At 44.2% G+C, this 17,361-nt stretch carries 15 protein-coding genes; 5 read left to right on the top strand and 10 right to left on the bottom strand.

What is annotated here, in order from left to right:
- Positions 1 to 47 precede the first annotated feature (47 nt).
- On the top strand, positions 48 to 878 hold the full coding sequence (gene dapB, locus AC5JPO_RS08620; protein ID WP_493853852.1) for a 4-hydroxy-tetrahydrodipicolinate reductase: 831 nt from the start codon (positions 48 to 50) through the stop codon (positions 876 to 878).
- Positions 879 to 1,013: 135 nt separating this feature from the next.
- Positions 1,014 to 1,910 (top strand): hypothetical protein, encoded by an 897-nt coding sequence (locus tag AC5JPO_RS08615; RefSeq protein ID WP_493853851.1) that lies wholly within the window; start codon positions 1,014 to 1,016, stop codon positions 1,908 to 1,910.
- A 97-nt stretch (positions 1,911 to 2,007) separates the two neighbouring features.
- On the opposite strand, the gene AC5JPO_RS08610 is transcribed toward AC5JPO_RS08615, so the two are convergent.
- From AC5JPO_RS08610 to erpA, 8 genes are all read right to left on the bottom strand, one after another.
- Positions 2,008 to 3,183 (bottom strand): type III PLP-dependent enzyme, encoded by a 1,176-nt coding sequence (locus tag AC5JPO_RS08610; RefSeq protein ID WP_319050873.1) that lies wholly within the window; start codon positions 3,181 to 3,183, stop codon positions 2,008 to 2,010.
- Between the two features lie 113 nt (positions 3,184 to 3,296).
- On the bottom strand, positions 3,297 to 3,851 hold the full coding sequence (gene def / locus AC5JPO_RS08605) for a peptide deformylase (RefSeq protein ID WP_493853850.1): 555 nt from the start codon (positions 3,849 to 3,851) through the stop codon (positions 3,297 to 3,299).
- 206 nt (positions 3,852 to 4,057) lie between these two features.
- Positions 4,058 to 4,312, bottom strand: a complete 255-nt coding sequence (locus AC5JPO_RS08600; RefSeq protein WP_319050780.1) for a GlsB/YeaQ/YmgE family stress response membrane protein — start codon at positions 4,310 to 4,312, stop codon at positions 4,058 to 4,060.
- A 389-nt stretch (positions 4,313 to 4,701) separates the two neighbouring features.
- Positions 4,702 to 6,189 carry a UDP-N-acetylmuramate:L-alanyl-gamma-D-glutamyl-meso-diaminopimelate ligase gene (gene mpl, locus AC5JPO_RS08595; protein ID WP_493853849.1) on the bottom strand — a complete coding sequence of 496 codons (1,488 nt, stop codon included), beginning with the start codon at positions 6,187 to 6,189 and terminating at the stop codon, positions 4,702 to 4,704.
- A gap of 325 nt (positions 6,190 to 6,514) precedes the next feature.
- Positions 6,515 to 7,153 (bottom strand): copper resistance protein NlpE N-terminal domain-containing protein, encoded by a 639-nt coding sequence (locus AC5JPO_RS08590; protein WP_493853848.1) that lies wholly within the window; start codon positions 7,151 to 7,153, stop codon positions 6,515 to 6,517.
- A 453-nt stretch (positions 7,154 to 7,606) separates the two neighbouring features.
- Positions 7,607 to 8,137 carry a disulfide bond formation protein B gene (locus tag AC5JPO_RS08585; protein ID WP_493853847.1) on the bottom strand — a complete coding sequence of 177 codons (531 nt, stop codon included), beginning with the start codon at positions 8,135 to 8,137 and terminating at the stop codon, positions 7,607 to 7,609.
- Positions 8,138 to 8,205: 68 nt separating this feature from the next.
- On the bottom strand, positions 8,206 to 9,780 hold the full coding sequence (gshA, locus tag AC5JPO_RS08580; RefSeq protein ID WP_493853846.1) for a glutamate--cysteine ligase: 1,575 nt from the start codon (positions 9,778 to 9,780) through the stop codon (positions 8,206 to 8,208).
- Positions 9,781 to 10,138: 358 nt separating this feature from the next.
- Positions 10,139 to 10,519, bottom strand: coding sequence for an iron-sulfur cluster insertion protein ErpA (gene erpA, locus AC5JPO_RS08575; RefSeq protein ID WP_057757666.1), 381 nt, complete (start codon positions 10,517 to 10,519; stop codon positions 10,139 to 10,141).
- 737 nt (positions 10,520 to 11,256) lie between these two features.
- Here erpA and AC5JPO_RS08570 point away from each other — a divergent pair.
- Positions 11,257 to 13,278: an ATP-binding cassette domain-containing protein gene (locus tag AC5JPO_RS08570; RefSeq protein WP_493853845.1), complete on the top strand. Its 2,022-nt coding sequence runs from the start codon at positions 11,257 to 11,259 to the stop codon at positions 13,276 to 13,278.
- 74 nt (positions 13,279 to 13,352) lie between these two features.
- Here the strand turns inward: AC5JPO_RS08570 and AC5JPO_RS08565 are convergent, their stop codons facing one another.
- Complete coding sequence (locus tag AC5JPO_RS08565) at positions 13,353 to 13,715, bottom strand: septal ring lytic transglycosylase RlpA family protein (protein ID WP_319050774.1); 363 nt, start codon at positions 13,713 to 13,715, stop codon at positions 13,353 to 13,355.
- A 680-nt stretch (positions 13,716 to 14,395) separates the two neighbouring features.
- Here AC5JPO_RS08565 and AC5JPO_RS08560 point away from each other — a divergent pair.
- Both AC5JPO_RS08560 and AC5JPO_RS08555 read left to right on the top strand, forming a co-directional pair.
- Complete coding sequence (locus tag AC5JPO_RS08560; RefSeq protein WP_493853844.1) at positions 14,396 to 15,415, top strand: DnaJ C-terminal domain-containing protein; 1,020 nt, start codon at positions 14,396 to 14,398, stop codon at positions 15,413 to 15,415.
- Positions 15,416 to 15,513: 98 nt separating this feature from the next.
- Positions 15,514 to 15,837 carry a chaperone modulator CbpM gene (locus AC5JPO_RS08555; RefSeq protein ID WP_493843991.1) on the top strand — a complete coding sequence of 108 codons (324 nt, stop codon included), beginning with the start codon at positions 15,514 to 15,516 and terminating at the stop codon, positions 15,835 to 15,837.
- A 77-nt stretch (positions 15,838 to 15,914) separates the two neighbouring features.
- Here the strand turns inward: AC5JPO_RS08555 and sstT are convergent, their stop codons facing one another.
- A complete protein-coding gene (gene sstT / locus AC5JPO_RS08550; protein WP_493853843.1) occupies positions 15,915 to 17,117 on the bottom strand; it encodes a serine/threonine transporter SstT in 1,203 nt (400 codons plus the stop codon).
- Between the last annotated feature and the right edge of the window lie 244 nt (positions 17,118 to 17,361).

Below are 17,361 nucleotides of genomic sequence, written 5' to 3'. Positions count from 1 at the left end.
GATATTCACAATAATCCCAGTAAATATAAAGTATTTAAGGTAGAGAGATGAATCAACAAACAAATGAGCAAGCCATCAAAGTTGGTGTGATCGGTGCAGGTGGTCGTATGGGCCGCATGCTTATCGAAGCCGTACAGAACAATTCAAAAACTATGCTTAATGCCGCGATTGAGCGCCAAGGATCTAGTCTCGTCGGTGCTGATGCAGGAGAGGTTGCTGCTATCGGATGTTTAGAGGTACAGATTGTTGATAACCTAGAGACTGTGATTAACGACATCGATGTGCTGATTGATTTTAGTCTGCCTGATGCGACCGAGCAAAATATGCAAGTCTGTGCTGAGCACAAGGTGGCAATGGTTATCGGTACGACTGGGTTCAATGAAGCCCAAGAGCAAGTACTAGCAAAAGCAAGCGAAGCAATCGCCATCGTGTATGCTGGCAACTATTCGACGGGCGTAAATTTATCATTAAAACTACTTGGCATGGCCGCAAAGGCATTTGGTGCTGATGCTGATGTAGAAATCATCGAAGCACATCATAAGCATAAGATTGATGCGCCATCTGGGACAGCCTATATGATGGCAGAGACTGTCGCCGACGCCCGCGGACAAAATCTAAAAGATGTTGCTGTCTATGGCCGCGAAGGACAAACGGGCGAGCGTGAAACAGGAACCATCGGTATACATGCCGTACGCGGCGGCGAGATCGTGGGTGACCATACCGTAATGTTTATCGCAGATGGTGAGGTGGTTGAGATCACCCATCGCGCACGAGAGCGCATGACGTTTGCCGCAGGTGCTGTACGTGCCGCGACGTGGGTAACCGAGCAAGCAGTTGGACAGTACAATATGCAAGACGTGCTGGGTCTAAATGAGTAGACGTGATCACTGAGGATTTAAAGAAACAATGGTTTAAATAGACAGTGGTTTAAATAGACAGGGATTTAAACAAACAGAGACATACAGGTTTTAAGACTGAAAGAGACGAGGCCGCAAACAACAAGGAGAATGCCTGTGAGTAATATCAAACGCTATACAACGTATAAGCTGGTTGGTGCGATTTCTATAGCCAATATTGCTCGCAGTGCATGCCTTCCTGTATTTGCACTCAGTCTAGCTGTCCTACCTATTGCAGTACAAGCCAATAGCACTCAAACCTATGTGATTGATACTTACGGTGGCGAGGCACTATTGACCCCTGTTAGACAACAATTGAATAGCACCGCTGATGGTGGTACGGCAAGTGTGTATCAGGACAAGCTGATACTGAGAACCACACCTCGCAATTATCAAATGATACAGCAGCTACTCAGCCAGATTGATAGTCAGCCGCAAGCGCTCACCGTTGCGGTACGTGTTGGGAATATTCAGGACAGTCAGAGTAGCACTCAGCAGGGTCAGGTCATCATTACCAATCGCGGTATCCAAGGGTCAGGGATTATCAACCAGCGTCGCAGCCAGCAGCAAAGCAATAATCTATACCAAGTACAAACGCTATCTGGCAGCGCGGCCAGTATCAGTACAGGCACGCTCTACTCACTCTACAATACTAATATTTATTCAAGCCATACCCGACCCTCAAGACAAATCATTATCCAGAATCAAGTATTGCTACCGACTAGCAGAGGCATCGCTGTTTTACCAAGGCTACTGTCAAACGGACAGGTTGAGGTCACACTATCTCAAGTTGAAGAAACATTAGCTAAAAACGGAGTTGCACAATCCCATTCGCCTTATCGTCAAAATAGTTATGACAATAATATGGTCGATGCTCAAAGATTGAACAGTACGCTCATTGTGCCACGTGGACAATGGGTGACGATTGGTCAAATCTCGCAAACCTCAATCAGTAGCGGCAGTCGAACGTCTAGTAGCAATAATAACGCACCGATTGCTTTATTGGTTCAATAGCTTCTAAATCAAACAGCCAACCACAAAAAAAGCGCGGTGCTGTGATTGATCTATAATCAATAGCGCCGCGCTTTTTTATGGACAACAGGTTTGAAGGCTAGTCAATATAAACCACTTCGAGCGGCGGAAAACCGTTGAACTCTACTGATGAGTAAGAGTTGGTATAAGCACCAGTGGTGAGCCAGTAGATTTTGTCACCAATCTCAAGCTCTTGAGGCAGCTGATAACCAGCTTCTTCGTACATAATGTCGGTTGAGTCACAGGTTGGGCCTGCCAGTACGACGGTACCTTCGCTGGTTGAAGTTTCCATCTTAGGCGTATAGACAGGATACTTGATGGCTTCGCCTAGCGTCTCGATCAAACCTTGGAATAGACCGACATCCGTGTATACCCAGCGGGTCAAATCGGTATCTGATTTGCGCGAGATAAGCACGACATCACTGACCAGCACACCTGAGCCACCAACCAATGAACGACCTGGCTCCAAGATGATTTCAGGCATCTCTTCAGCGTTGTAGTCATCGGTTAAGTAACTGGTAATCTCTTCGGCATAAACCTTGATCGGGTTGACTTCACTGATATAGTTGGTTGGGAAACCGCCGCCCAGATTGATCATCTGTAGCTTGATGTCTTCTTCGTTTTTCATCCAATCAAACATATATTTGACCTTGGCCAATGCATCATCCCATGCAGCCACGTCTTTTTGTTGACTGCCTACATGGAATGAGATGCCATACGGTACCAAACCCAGCTCGCGTGCTTGAACCAACAAATCAATGGCCATATTAGGGTGACAGCCAAACTTGCGCGATAGTGGCCACTCTGCGGTCTCTGAACCCTGAACCAAAATACGAACAAACACTCTAGAGCCTGGGGCATGTTTGGCAATATTTTTGAGATCAGCTTCTGAGTCGGTAGCGTATAGATCGATACCCTTTTCAAAAGCGTATTTGACGTGTTCGGCTTTTTTGATGGTATTACCGTAAGAGATGCGAGAAGGCTCAACACCGCAGTCTAGCACTCGATCAAGCTCATAGATTGACGCGCAGTCAAAGTTTGAACCAAGCTTTGCTAATAAGTTGATGACTTCTACCGCAGGGCTGGCTTTCATTGCATAGTGCAATTTGGCAGTCGGAAATAGACTGACCATTTCGTGGTACTTTGTTTCTATGCGACTAAGGTCTACCACCAGAAATGGGGTCTCACGACCTTCGGCAGCTTTGGTAAATTTCTGCCAGCTGGCAGGTTCAAAATATTGGTCGATTTTGATCATTGTCATAGTAATAAACCTTTAGTAAAAACAATACCCAACAAAAAACGTCGCCACACCGTGAATGTTATAGAGTCACAGTTACGTTAGGCGAGACGATATTAAGGATAAGAAATTTAAGAGTTGAGGGTTTGTGCTTGCTTGTCAGCCGCCTGAGCTTCTTGTTTTTCACGTATTTTGACGACTTTACGAACTTTATCACGCGCACGAGTTTGTTTTAGACGAGAGAGGTAATCGACGAATATCACACCATTTAGATGATCCATTTCATGCTGGATACAGACAGCAAGTAAGCCTTCTACTTCTTCATCAATGACGTTACCCTCACCATCCAAAGCCTCGATGCGTACCTTGGTAGGACGTTCTACTTTGTCATAGACGTCGGGCACAGATAGGCAGCCTTCTTCATAGGGTTTTTTGTCATCTACCAAGGGCGTGACTTTTGGATTGATGAATACTCTAGGAGTAGTTTTGTCTTCAGACAAGTCCATGACGATAAGCTGAATGTGACGATCGACTTGGCTAGCAGCAAGGCCGATACCTTGAGCATCATACATCGTCTCGATCATGTCAGCGATTAAGGTTTTGATTTCAGCTGTCACTTCCTTGACAGGTTTGGCAATCGTGCGCAAACGCGGGTCTGGGTAACTTAAGATAGGGAGTAGTGCCATAACGCTCACCTCAATGATAGGGACAAAATAGGGTTGATATTATAAGATAAATGGGGACAAAAGTAATGCTTATCAATACTTTCCCGTTCATATTAGGTTCTATGAGTCTATAGAATAGAGAGGTTGATGTTTGGTGGTACAAAAAAACCTCGCTTGTTGCGAGGCTTCTTTGAGTGTTTCGTGTGACTGCTAACCATGTACAGCAATTATGCACGGCGTTTGTTTACAATCATTTCATACAAGAATAGCAAGATAATGGCACCGATTACTGAGAAGATAAGACCAGTGAAACCGCCATCCGCATTAATACCAATCAAGCCTGCAATGAAACCACCTAGCATAGCACCGACGATACCTAATACAATCGTCATGATCCAACCCATAGGGTCACTACCTGGCTTGATAGCACGTGCCAATAAACCTGCGACTAGACCTACGATAATCATCCAAATAAAGCTCATGTTATTCTCCTAAATTATTAATATTTATAATATGTCGTTAATTAGATGACTCCATTGTAAACAGTCCTCAAACACAAAAGTAAGCACGAAATGTTACCTGTGTAGGGGCTATGTGAGAAAAAAGTCTGATTTGCTATTACGTACGGGTAATAAGTAAACGAAAGGTTACAAAGGTAGCCGTGGTGCTAACAGGAAGGAATGATGGCAGGTTACGAGAGAGAAGTGTGTTCAAAAAAGCTTACTTAGAAGCAATTTGCTTAGAATAGCTCATTTAGAAAGGCTCATATAAGTAAACCGGAATAAGTAAACCGGAATAAAAAAACGCAGCTCGTCTACTAAACGGCTGCGCTTTTTATAATAAATACGGGGTCTAATCTTTGGGTAATCGTCTAGTCATTACGCAGTGCAGTGAGCAGACGCTGATGAATACCCTCAAAACCACCATTAGACATGACAACAATAGCATCACCTGCCTGAGCATGGGTAGTGATATGTTCGATGATGGTATCGATGCTAGACATCACTTGCTGGTTACTAATAGAGTCACTTTCAGTGCAGGACTGTTCGATGACTTCTTTTAGACCCCATTCTAGTCCCGTAGGCTCGTACCATAACGTATAGTCAGCGAGAGCAGCTGACTCAGCCAAGCTGTCTTGGTGAATACCCATTTTCATCGTATTACTACGCGGTTCGATAATCGCCCAAAGTCGTCTGTCAGCCAGTTTCTTTTTGGCGCCGTCCAAGGTCATTGTAATAGCAGTTGGGTGATGGGCGAAGTCATCAAAAACGAGAATATCGTTTACATCACCGATTAGCTCCATCCGGCGTTTGATACCAGCAAAGGCGGATAATGCAGCGCAAGCAGTAGAAACGCTCACGCCAACGTTGTAGGCTGCTGCAATAGCAACCAAGGCATTGTTGACATTATGAATACCGCTCATCGACCAGTTTACGATAGCAGTTGCTTCTTTGTCAGCTGCAAAGCTTACTTGGAACTGACTGCCATCCTCGCGAATAAGCTCAGCTTGCCATTCGCTATTGTCTTTTAGGGTGTCGTCTGTGTTTAAAACAGTAGTAGTAGAGTCGATAACCGCCGTACGCCAGATAGGGGTCCAGACCCCTTTTGCTAAGGTGTCCTCTAAACTGATAGTCGCGGCAGGCATGATGATTTTACCTGTGCTTGGAATCATGCGTACCATGTGGTGAAACTGGGTCTGAATAGCATCAAGGTCTGCAAAAATATCAGCGTGATCAAACTCTAGGTTGTTCAAGATAGCGGTACGCGGGCGATAATGAACGAACTTTGAACGTTTATCAAAAAACGCAGAGTCGTATTCGTCGGCTTCAATGACAAAATAGCCAGAAGGAGCGGTACTATCATCGTTTGTTGTTTCTGCGCCCAGATAGCTACTGTGCGCAAACACCTTCTGCAAGTGCTCATCAGTCGTATCGACCAGTGGCACACCGCCGATCAAAAACCCTGCATCGATACCAGCATAATGCAGTATCCAAGCGAGCATAGTGGTCGTGGTGGTTTTGCCATGAGTACCTGCGACGGCTATCACATGACGGGACTGCAACACTTGCTCGGACAAAAACTGTGGACCTGAGGTATAGCGCAGACCACTATCTAGCATGTACTCGATCACATCCATACCACGTTTCATCGCATTACCAACAACGACTAAGTCTGGCGCTGGTTGCAGATGCTCTACGAGATAACCTTCTTCGATAGTGACGCCAGCATTTTCAAGTTGGGTAGACATAGGAGGGTACACATTGGCATCTGAACCAGTAACGGTATGCCCAAGTTCACGCGCTAACAATGCCAGCGAGCCCATAAAAGTACCACAAATACCAAGGATATGAATATGCATAGACGTTCCGTACGAGCTAGAATAAAGGAGGTAAACAGCTAATGAATGATAAGGTTTGGTGTGCTTAGCCGCTATCAGCAAGGGTTAGTGCTTTGATCAGGCGTTGCCACTATAGCAATGCGGCAGATCAGCAATCATTGTAAAGTAAACACTGTTCGATGACCAACAAAAAACGCCCAACAAGTAGGCGTTATGTGGCTGACAAAATATGACTCGTTCAAAACGATGTTGAATAGGGCTTACCTATTTAGAAAGGTAGGTTGTTGATATTGAGTTCATTGATGACTGCTTACGTCGTTTTACTAGTAACTATCCGTGCTAACGATTATTTACGTGACAACGTATAGTCGTTGTTGAGATTCTTTTGCTCATCTATCAAAATCAAATGGTTGTCTTGAATATGATAGGACTCAATGTTCTTGTCTTCGTATACGATGGTGATTTTGTCATTGTCTTGACGGTAAACGCCAGACTCAAGTAGAGGTGGTCGCGGCTGTTCTGGATTGTGATAATTGCTGGCTTTTAGGACAGAACCATCAGCAAATAAGTTTAATGTGACATCAATACTGTCGCAGTCTGCGCAGGGCACCATACCGCCATAGTCACCCATTAGTGTTGCTTGCAGTGTACTGCTGTTCGATTTTGAATATAGTGTCGATGGTTTTATCTTTGCATCATTATTTGATTGGGCAGCGGCAATAAGCGATTGCCCTTCGGTAGACTCGCTCAAGTTACTATTGGCATCTGATAGGGAAGTACCGTCACTCTCTTCTGGCTCGTTTTGCGGTTCAGTCGTATCCGATGTATTGACAGAGCCAATTTTGGTCATCATGTTTTGATCAGCATTAGATGAAGCGCTATCACAACCGGCCAACAACGCACACAGCGGTATCGCCAATAAGGGTAGACGCCAGCGTTTGATGACAATAAGTGTAGTAGAGCAAATGGGTGCAAGAGATATCATGGTCCTACCAAAAACAGTTTCTAGATAGTGTTTTAAAAAATCACCCTTACTATCGAAAACCCCAAATTATTGACAATATGATGCCGTTGTCAAAACTAATCGAAGTTGAGGGGTATAAGCTTAACGATAATATAAACTTAGGAACTTGAGAACGTCATCTGGTTATCGAGATACGAATAGTCTGTCGTTCAAAAGCAATTGAGCTATAAGGGCTAACGACTAATGGAATAAGCTGTATAAAGATATCAAAGGGTTAGGAATATCTCTGTAGACTTTTTGTTGTGCTTATTATAGATGCTAGATAGAAGGAGATAGTTTGGCATCTGTCGTTCCCTCTAATAGAGCTAATAAGAGATATTTAAAAATGACATAAGTTAAAACAGACATTACATAGCAAGGTATGAATGTCTGTTTAAAAAAATTAGCTATAAAGTGCTAGAGGATTTTGAAGAATTATTGAACGATACGTGAGTTAGTGGTAGGTCGCACGATACGCCATAGGATCAACCCGTGTACCACTAGGAGTACGCTGAACAAAATCAAGGACTGCTCAGGAATACTCAACCCCATAAATGTCCAATCGACAGAAGCACACTCACCAGAGCCTGCAAACACTTCTTTAAATACCTGTAAAATAGGTAGAGTATCAAGCCAATAATCCAAACCCGGACCACATGAAGGGACTTGATCGGCAGGCAGATGTTGTAGCCACACATGACGCGCTGCAACAGCAGTTGCCCAGCCAATACCTGCCAAGCTGCCAAGCCATAACAGCAGTCTGATAACTTTAGACTTAGGATTGAACAACGCTGATATTAAGGCAAAACCGCCCATGACCATCAGACCAATACGTTGAAAGATGCAGAGTGGACAAGGAGATAGCCCAAGATGGCGCTGCAAGTAAAACAGCGCAAAACTCATGCCTGTTATGGCCATTATCACCAAAAATACTTGTAAGTTACGGTAAGTGGTCAGCTGTCGCATAGTGCGTTACTCTTATATATTCATCTGTAATAGATGTTGGGTAGCAGTCAGAACTTATTAATCAAAGCCTAGCGATACTGCTGCAAAAACTCCATAAAGTCTTCTGTTTCAGACCTTTCAATATCAGCTTGTTGTAGAACAGACTTTTCTGCCAATACTTCATACTTTGCTTGGGTATTCGGACTGAGCGTTTGTTGCAACAGAGAGTCACGGTGCTGCTGAGCCAAGGTAAAGCCAAGCTGCCATAGGCTACCCAAACGTTTGCTATCTGAGTTTACTTGCGCAGATATGGTCGACTCAGAGTGTCCTGCTTTGCCTTGCATCAATGCTACTGCTGCGCGGTAGTCATTACCACCATAGTGAGCATCTAACAATGCGGCAAGGGGCTGCATACGCTCCAAATGCGTGAGCATCCAACGCTCTAGTGACTGCTCTTGACCGTTATTGATAATGTGCAAATCATCGCGGCGACCGTCATTGACCACACGCTCAAGATTGATAGCGAGTGTCTCTTCCTCTTCAGGAAGCAAGTCTGGCGAATCACTAAATAGACAGTAGAGCGCCATCACTTCTAAGAAGCAAGCACTGGATAGACGGATACCGACATCGCTATAAGGATCAAGGTCAATCGCACGAAACTCAACATAAGCGATACCGCGACGTTCAAGCGCTTCGGTCGGTGTCTCACCACTCATCGCAATCTGTTTAGGACGAATAGGGCTGTAATATTCGTTTTCTATCTGGAGGATATGATTATTGATTTGGACAGGGTTACCGTCGGCGTCTTCTAAACCAAGTTTAGAAAAGCTGTCATGCGGCGTTTGAATCGCACGGCGTAGCCCAGCGACATACTCTGGCAGATAGTTATAACGAATATCTAGCTGTTCTTGCACGCTATTGGTGTAGCCAAGCTTGCCCATACGCAGGCTCGTCGCAGCAGGCTTATAGTAGGTTGAGTCATTTAAAAGCTCTAAATCATGCTCACGCCCTGCCACAAAACAAGGACACACGCTTGGGCTAGCGCCCAGTAAATATAGCACAAGGCTGGTTAGGCGCTTGAAGTTACGAATGAGCCCCAAGTATTTTTCGTTTTTGAACTCTGTCAGCGTCTGATCTTGTGCCGTTGGGGTTTGCGCTTGCCAGGTTTCAAAGAGCGTATCACCAAAAGACAAGTTGTAATGTAGACCTGCGATGGTCTGCATGCGGCGACCATAACGAATACCCAAACCACTACGGTATAAGGTTTTTAGCTTACCTGTGTTGGAGCTGCCATAATCAGCCAATGGAATATCTTCATCTTTCGATGACAACATACATGGCATGGACAAAGGCCACATCAGCTCACCTTCAGGCATGCCCTGATATACCAACACGTGCAGCTGGCGCAACATGTTGAGGGTCTCTTTTGGGGATGTTTTTGGTTCGGTGATGAGCTCGAGTAGGCTCTCTGAGTAGTCAGTAGTAATAAAGGGATGGGTCAGTTTTGATCCCAATTTGGCTGGATGCGGTGTCTGGGCCAAAAAACCATCGGGTTTTACGCGCAGACCTTCTTTTTCGATACCACGAAGCATACCCGTCAGATGCTGGCTATCGAACCAGTTGGGAATGTCAAAGTTAACAAAGCTACTCGTAAAATTACTCATAATAGTCATCTATTGTTATTTATTATGGCGGATCAAAACACGATGGGTGTTTGTCCATAAAATAGGTAAATGTTAGGTCAATAATCCCGTCAGTTTAGCTCAAAGCCGTATTGAAAACCACGGACAATTACAAATACGATAAGCTTTAGGAGGGATGATTTATCGAAGTTTTTCTCAGTATTTAGAGCCAAATTGGCTCGTACTCATACTAGCCAGTTTTATCAGATAGACTTGGGAGTGATAAAAAAAGCACCTACCGTGTAGATAGATGCTTTGACCGCTATGCTCTAAATCACCCCGTACTGTTTTAGCGCGCCCACTAAGTATCTCAGGCCGTAGTGCTAAAACGACAGGCAGGTTAAATAGAGAATGACGAGCCGCAGCCGCAAGTGGTGGTTGCGTTTGGATTGGTCACCACAAAACGAGCACCTTCTAATCCTTCGGTATAGTCAACAGTAGACCCTTGCAAGTACTGATAGCTTAGTGAGTCGACAACCAAGGTCACATCACCATTATCAAAATTGGCATCGTCTTCGTTGAGATCATTGGCAAAGTTGAACCCATAGGAAAAACCAGAGCAACCGCCACCAGTCACATAGACGCGTAGCATCAGATCGCTATCACCTTCTTCTTCGCGCAGACGGCGTACTTTTTGGGCAGCACTATCGGTTAGACTCAATACGGTTGGGTCTACTGGCTGACTTGAGCTTGGGCTAAATTGGTTGGCTGATTCGTTCATATCTACCTCAGTTGCTAGGATCAAATGCGGTCGTCGTCCTGTTTGGGTTTGCAATAAAACGATTGCAAAAAAAGATACGCACGGCGTTTGATTTAATTGGGTGCTGTCGTTATGTCAAAACTAGTAATGCATTATAAGCCGCTCTAAAAGGGTATTTGCGCTGCCACAATGCGTTATAGATACTGGGCGCTTATATCCTGCACTGGTGCTATATACTTATATTAAGCGCTTATTTTTTAGCAGTATATCATAATGGGGGTGCGGATTCGTTTGTCAAGAGTGACACGATCCACTGTGTGTTAGCCAAGCCATGGATGACAATAAATAATGGGTTAATATGCTGATATTGTTTGTGCTATTTTCCTTGTTGAGCTCCCATCTGTCGAGTCTTTATCGTTGTTTTTAGAGTGAGGACACGCTCTAGTATAAAGCACTATTAGACAGTACTAGAATGTATAACGCTTACTAGGCATTATTGATGCTCGTTGTCTATGTATAGGCGCATTGTGTTCACAACCTTTATAATAGCAATCTTCATAATGCCAATCGGTATTTGAGCTCGCAATAGCCGACTATTGATCCTCAAGCCATTATCATAATAAACACTTAGTTTTGAAATAGTTATTTAATTGTTTGCCTATGTGGCAAGCGTTTGAAATAATAGCCGCCAGTTGGCATACCCTATGTGTGTTTATTACTGCCCTATATTTATATTATTGCTGAGATGAAGAAATTATATGATCGAATTTAAAGACGTTGGTGTTCGCCGTGATGGACGTGAATTGTTTGCAGGTGCAAGCTTTCAGCTCCATCCAGGTCACAAAGTTGGCTTAACGGGCAACAACGGCACCGGCAAGTCGACCTTGTTTGCGCTACTACTGACGCAGATGGGCAAGGGCGATACCGAAGTCACGCTGGATAGAGGCGAAGTCAGTATTCCTGATAGCTGGCAAGTGGCGCATATGGCGCAGGAAGTGGGCGCGACGACGCAGTCTGCGGTTGATTATGTACTCAGCGGTGATGAGCAGTGGTATGAAATCAATGCGGCACTTAATGATTTGAGTAGCGTCAGTGATGAGCAGATCGGCGTATTGCATCAGCAGTTTGATGAAATCGACGGATATCGTACGCCCACCAAAGCCGCTCAAATCATGGCAGGTCTTGGCTTCAATACCAGTCAGCATGAGCTGCCTGTAGAAGGGTTTTCTGGTGGTTGGCGTATGCGCTTGAATCTCGCCAAAACTTTGATGAGCCGCGCTGATCTCATGTTACTCGATGAGCCGACTAACCATTTGGACTTGGATGCGATCTTGTGGCTTGAGACGTGGATCAATGCTTACATGGGTCTGGTTATTGTCATCTCGCATGACCAAGCTTTCTTGGATGCGACAGTTGGTCATATCCTGCATGTCGAGCAGCAAAAAATCACCCTTTATACCGGTAATTATCAGCAGTTCATTCGTACGCGTCATGAGCGTATGGCGCAGCAGCAGCAAGCGTTTGAGAAGCAAGAGGCGACCAAGGCGCATTTAGATGATTTTATTCGTCGTTTCCGTGCCAAAGCCAGTAAAGCCAAGCAAGCACAGAGCCGTATCAAACAGCTAGAGCGTATGTCAGAGCTGTCACCAATGATGGCGGATAACCCATTCTCATTTCAGTTTTATGAGCCAGCAAATATGAGCTCACCACTGATTGAGCTGACCCATGCAGATATTGGCTATAGCGAGACGCCACTGCTACACAATGCCAGCATGCAAGTGACGCCAGACACGCGTATTGGCTTGCTGGGTATGAATGGTGCGGGTAAATCTACACTGATTAAAGCATTGGTTGGTGAGCTTGGCGTATTGACGGGTACCTACCGCGTTTCAGATACTCTAAAGCTCGGCTATTTCAACCAGCATCAAATGGATATCTTGGACGCCAAAGCCACGCCTATAGAGATGTTACGTCGCCTAGCAGGTAAAACCTCCGATGCATTGTTACGCTCATTTTTGGGCAGTTTTGATTTTCGCGGTGAGCGTATTGATACCCCAAGTGAGCTGTTCTCTGGTGGTGAGCGTGCGCGTCTGACATTGGCGTTGATCGTTTGGCAGCGTCCCAACGTTCTCGTACTTGATGAGCCAACCAACCATTTGGACTTACAGATGCGCCAAGCATTGACCATTGCACTGCAAGGGTTCCAAGGTGCCGTGGTACTGGTATCGCATGATCGTGAGCTGATTGCCAATGTCTGTGACGAGCTGTATCTGGTACATGATGGCAAAATCGATGAGTTCGATGGTGATATCAGCGACTATGGTAAATGGCTGGCTGAAAAGCGTAAGCAAGAAAGCACACAAGACAAAAGTAACCATAAAAAGAAAAGCAAAAAAGAGAGTAAGAAGTTTGTTTCACGTGAAACAGATAATAGCCAAGTCAGTAATAAAGCAGCTGACAACTCCTCAAAAAGCAAAACGATAGCGCCCGCACTTAGTAAAGAAGAACAGCGTAAGCTCGCTGCTGAACAACGCAAATTGACAGCGCCTATTCGCCGTGAGATAGAGGACACAGAGAAGTTGCTAGCTAAAATTGACGGGCAGCTCGTGACGCTTGAGGAAAAGCTGGCTGATACGACTCTATATGAAGAGAGCCGTAAGTCTGACTTGCTGGTTTTGTTAAATGAGCAAACGGCGCTACAACAGCAGCATAGTGATAATGAAGAAAAACTGTTGCTATCGATGACGACATTAGAAGAAATGGAAAGTAGGTTTGCATAAACCGCTTTGAATACTTAACAGTGAGCAATAAAAAAGGGAGGGCGTTAGCCCTCCCTTTTTTTTAGACTATGACATCATTCTTTACGGTATTTACCATCACCGTAAGACAGTACTTCCATTGTGGTCGTACAAAGTTTACAGTTTATTTGACCAGCAGCGGCTTTCGATAAATCAAGGATGCGTCCACGAATGAATGGACCTCTATCAGTGATTTTTACGACCACGCTCTGCTTTGTCTTTTGGTTAGTTACTTGAACCTTCGTACCGAACGGTAACGTGCGATGTGCAGCGGTTAAAGAGTTCATATTAAAGATACTACCACTCGCTGTACGCTTCCCATGAAACTTACTACCGTAGTAACTGGTATTACCAGCAAAAACCGTAGTGCTCAGCAATAGTGATAACGCGACAACCAAAGACTTGATTAAATAAGACATTTAATACCTATAAGCAATTAATAAAATAGACAGATGCTCTTGCCTACGCTATCTATACTCCCTATGAGTATGAATAATGAGGGGATTCTACAAGAGATAGCTTGTCATATTATTACTGCTGTGTAAAAAACTCATCAGGTCAAATGATTGTTTTTTAAGGAGAAAATTCTGTTTTTAACAAGAAAAATTGATATTAAAAAGGTTAAATATGATGTTATAGAGATTGGTTCTCATAAATAAGCTGACAAAATACTGGAGACTGGATAATATAATGCAAATGGGTAATATATAAATACAAATACTATCGAAATAGCATTATTAAGGCGGTTTGCATCTATTAAAACACTGGCTACTGAATGTAACAAAACCTTTCTATAGTGTTTCCAAACCACTAATATAAAAAATTAAATACGCTTTTGAACACCTCATAAAAAATATTTATCAATTAACAAATACCTAGCTCAGAGTAAAAGTACTTATTTATCTGCATTTTAGAGTCTCAGCACAGCTATACGTCGTGGTTGGTAATATTTATATAACGGTGTTTGTCTTTATTATTACTATCATAAAAGGTAAGTTAGAAATAGACAATATACCAATATTAAGTGGTCGTTTATGACCTATCGTTCAAAACTGGTGAACCGATATCACTAATATGCTTTTATTTTGAGGGAAATAACATGGCAGAGAAAAACTACTATGACATTTTAGGGGTCAAAAAAGATGCTTCAGATGCTGATATCAAAAAGAAATACCGTAAGCTCGTTCGTCAATACCACCCTGATGTCAGCGATCACCCCGACGCGGACAACAAGATTGCAGAAATAAACAACGCTTACGAGACCATCAGAGACAAAGACAAGCGTGCTGAGTATGACGCGATGCTAAACAATCCATTTGCAAATCAAAGCCACGCAAGTGGGTTTGGTGGACAGAGTAGTGCAGGGCAAGGCGGGTTTCGTTGGGAAGATATCAAAAGCCAGTTTGGTGATGGTGAGGCTTTTGGTAATGGTGGTTTTCGCTTTGATGATATTTTCTCAGCGTTCGGTCGCGGCGCGCGTGGATCAGCTGGTGGGCAAGCGGGTAGCCGCTCTCAAAGCAGCGGGTTTGATCAGTTTGGTGGTGATTTTGGTACGCAAGATAGCAAAGGTCAGGACCAACATGCCGAGATTACGGTTGATTTATCCTCAGTATATAGTGGTGACGACTACAGCATCAAACTAAATGTCCCTGTGCGTCAAGCCAATGGTAACGTCGACTATGACAACAAAACCCTAAAAATAAAAATCCCAAAGGGCATCACGGATGGTAAGCAAATCAGATTGGCTGGACAAGGCGCTGCTGGTAGTAGTCATGGTAAAAATGGCGATTTGTTTTTAAAGGTTAAAATTCGCCACGATGTCAATATCCGAATAGAAGGCGCGGATGTCTACCAGACCGTAAATATCGCACCGTGGGAAGCGGCACTAGGCGAAAAAATTAACGTCGATACGCCAGCGGGTACGCTTGGGGTAACGGTGCCCAAAAATAGCAAATCAGGTAGTAATTTACGTCTAAAGGGTAAGGGTATTCCTGCCAAACAATCAGGCGATTTGTACTTAACTTTAAATATTGTCAATCCTGATATCAGTAGCGAAGAGGCCATCGATGCGTATGAACAGCTCAAGCAAGCCTTTGCTGATACCAGTATCAACCGTTAGACGACGCCCTTGATAAGAGTCATCTATCACTACAATGATAAGCTGCGCGTAGAGATGACTAGGATAACGATAAAATAGAGCAAACGAGGATAATAGCTATGAAACACTCGACTGAATTTACTGACATTATCATGAGTTTAGATGAGCTGGTCACGGCCTGTGGCCAAGAGCGCCAATGGGTCATTGAGTTAATCGAAGAAAATATCATTGAATATGATGTGCCAGAGCGCGAACAGTTCACTGGCTATCAGTTGACGACCGTACGCCGCGCTTCACGGTTGAGTCGTGATTTTGAAGCCAGTGTACCTGCCATTGGTTTAATTATTGAGTTATTAGATGAGGTTGAGCAGCTACGCCAACTCAAACGTCAAACAGAGCTGCAAACCCCAGTCATAGAGATTGATATAGACAGTATAAAGTAGTTATTTACTGGTAATACTCAACAAAAAAGGGCCTTTAAAAGGCCCTTTTTTTGTCTATAGTGATGCTGTGCTAAAGATTAGCGCGAGTAAGTAGGGTCAGCGGCGGCTGTAAAGAGTACATCGGTTGAAGAGTTCAAGGCTGTCTCTGCTGAGTCCTGAATGACACCGATAATAAAGCCGATGGCCACCACTTGCATGGCGATATCATTTGGAATACTGAACAAGCTTGCTGCCAATGGAATGAGCAATAACGAACCACCAGCCACACCAGAGGCACCGCACGCACTGACCGTCGCAACGAGGCTTAACAATAGTGCTGATGCAAATGTAACTTCGATACCTAGCGTATGAGCGGCCGCAAGCGTTAATACGTTAATTGTGATTGCAGCCCCCGCCATATTGATTGTGGCACCCAGTGGAATGGTTACTGAATACGTGTCCTCATGTAAACCCAGTTTGCGTGCCAGGTTCATATTGACTGGGATGTTGGCAGCTGAACTACGGGTAAAGAAGGCCGTAATACCTGACTCACGCAAGCAAGTAAACACAAGGGGATAAGGGTTTTTGCCAGTCTTCACAAGGACAATCAATGGATTGGCAACCAAAGCAATAAATAGCATACAGCTGATGAGTACCATCAAGATACGTGCATAACCTGCCAAAGAAGCAAAACCTGTCTCAGCGACAGTACTGGCGACCAGTCCCAAAATACCAAATGGTGCCAACGCAATAATCCACTTAACGACCTGTGAGATGGCATCAGCAAAATCACCAACGACATTGCGCGCACTATCACTGGCCTGACGCAAGGCAAAACCAATGATAATCGCCCATGCTAATATACCGATGTAGTTGGCTTCAGCGATGGCATTGATCGGGTTTGCGACCAGATTCATTAACAAGTTCGTTAATACTTCTTTTAAATCAGCAGGTGGTACTTGCGCGATATCGGCGTTTACCAAGACCAAATTCGTCGGGAATAAAAAGCTGGCACCAACTGCGGTTAGTGCGGCCAAAAAAGTGCCGAACATATACATGATCAGCACCGGCTTTACGTAGACCTCATTGCCGCTACGGTGCTGACTAATCGCTGCCATGACCAAAATAAATACTAAGATGGGAGCAACTGCCTTTAAAGCACCGACAAATAGTGTACCGAGTAAGCCTATGGCAGTACCCACACTTGGTGCAAGCCAACCGATCAGTACGCCTAACACCAAACCAATAATAATGAGCGGCACCAGTCCTATACGCTGATACATCGCAATCAATGAACGCATTTGTATATCCTCGACGTCTGTCAAAAGTAAGTGAATTGTTTAAGGGGAAATTTGTCGAGGGATGGTAGCATTTTTTGGCATATCCGCATACCGCTCATAGCAGCGAGTGCCGTACGCAAAGTGGAAGGTAGTAGGCGAGCATATAGAATAGGATAAATTATGACGCTAGAAAGGGTTATACCTAGACAATACTTAGCTAAATCTAGTCAATAAAAATGCCTCAACAATGAGGTATCAAAGATAG

This window comes from Psychrobacter sp. H25 (assembly GCF_059076335.1).
Note: the sequence above shows the minus strand (reverse complement) of the source record. Positions and strands in the feature narration are given on the sequence as shown.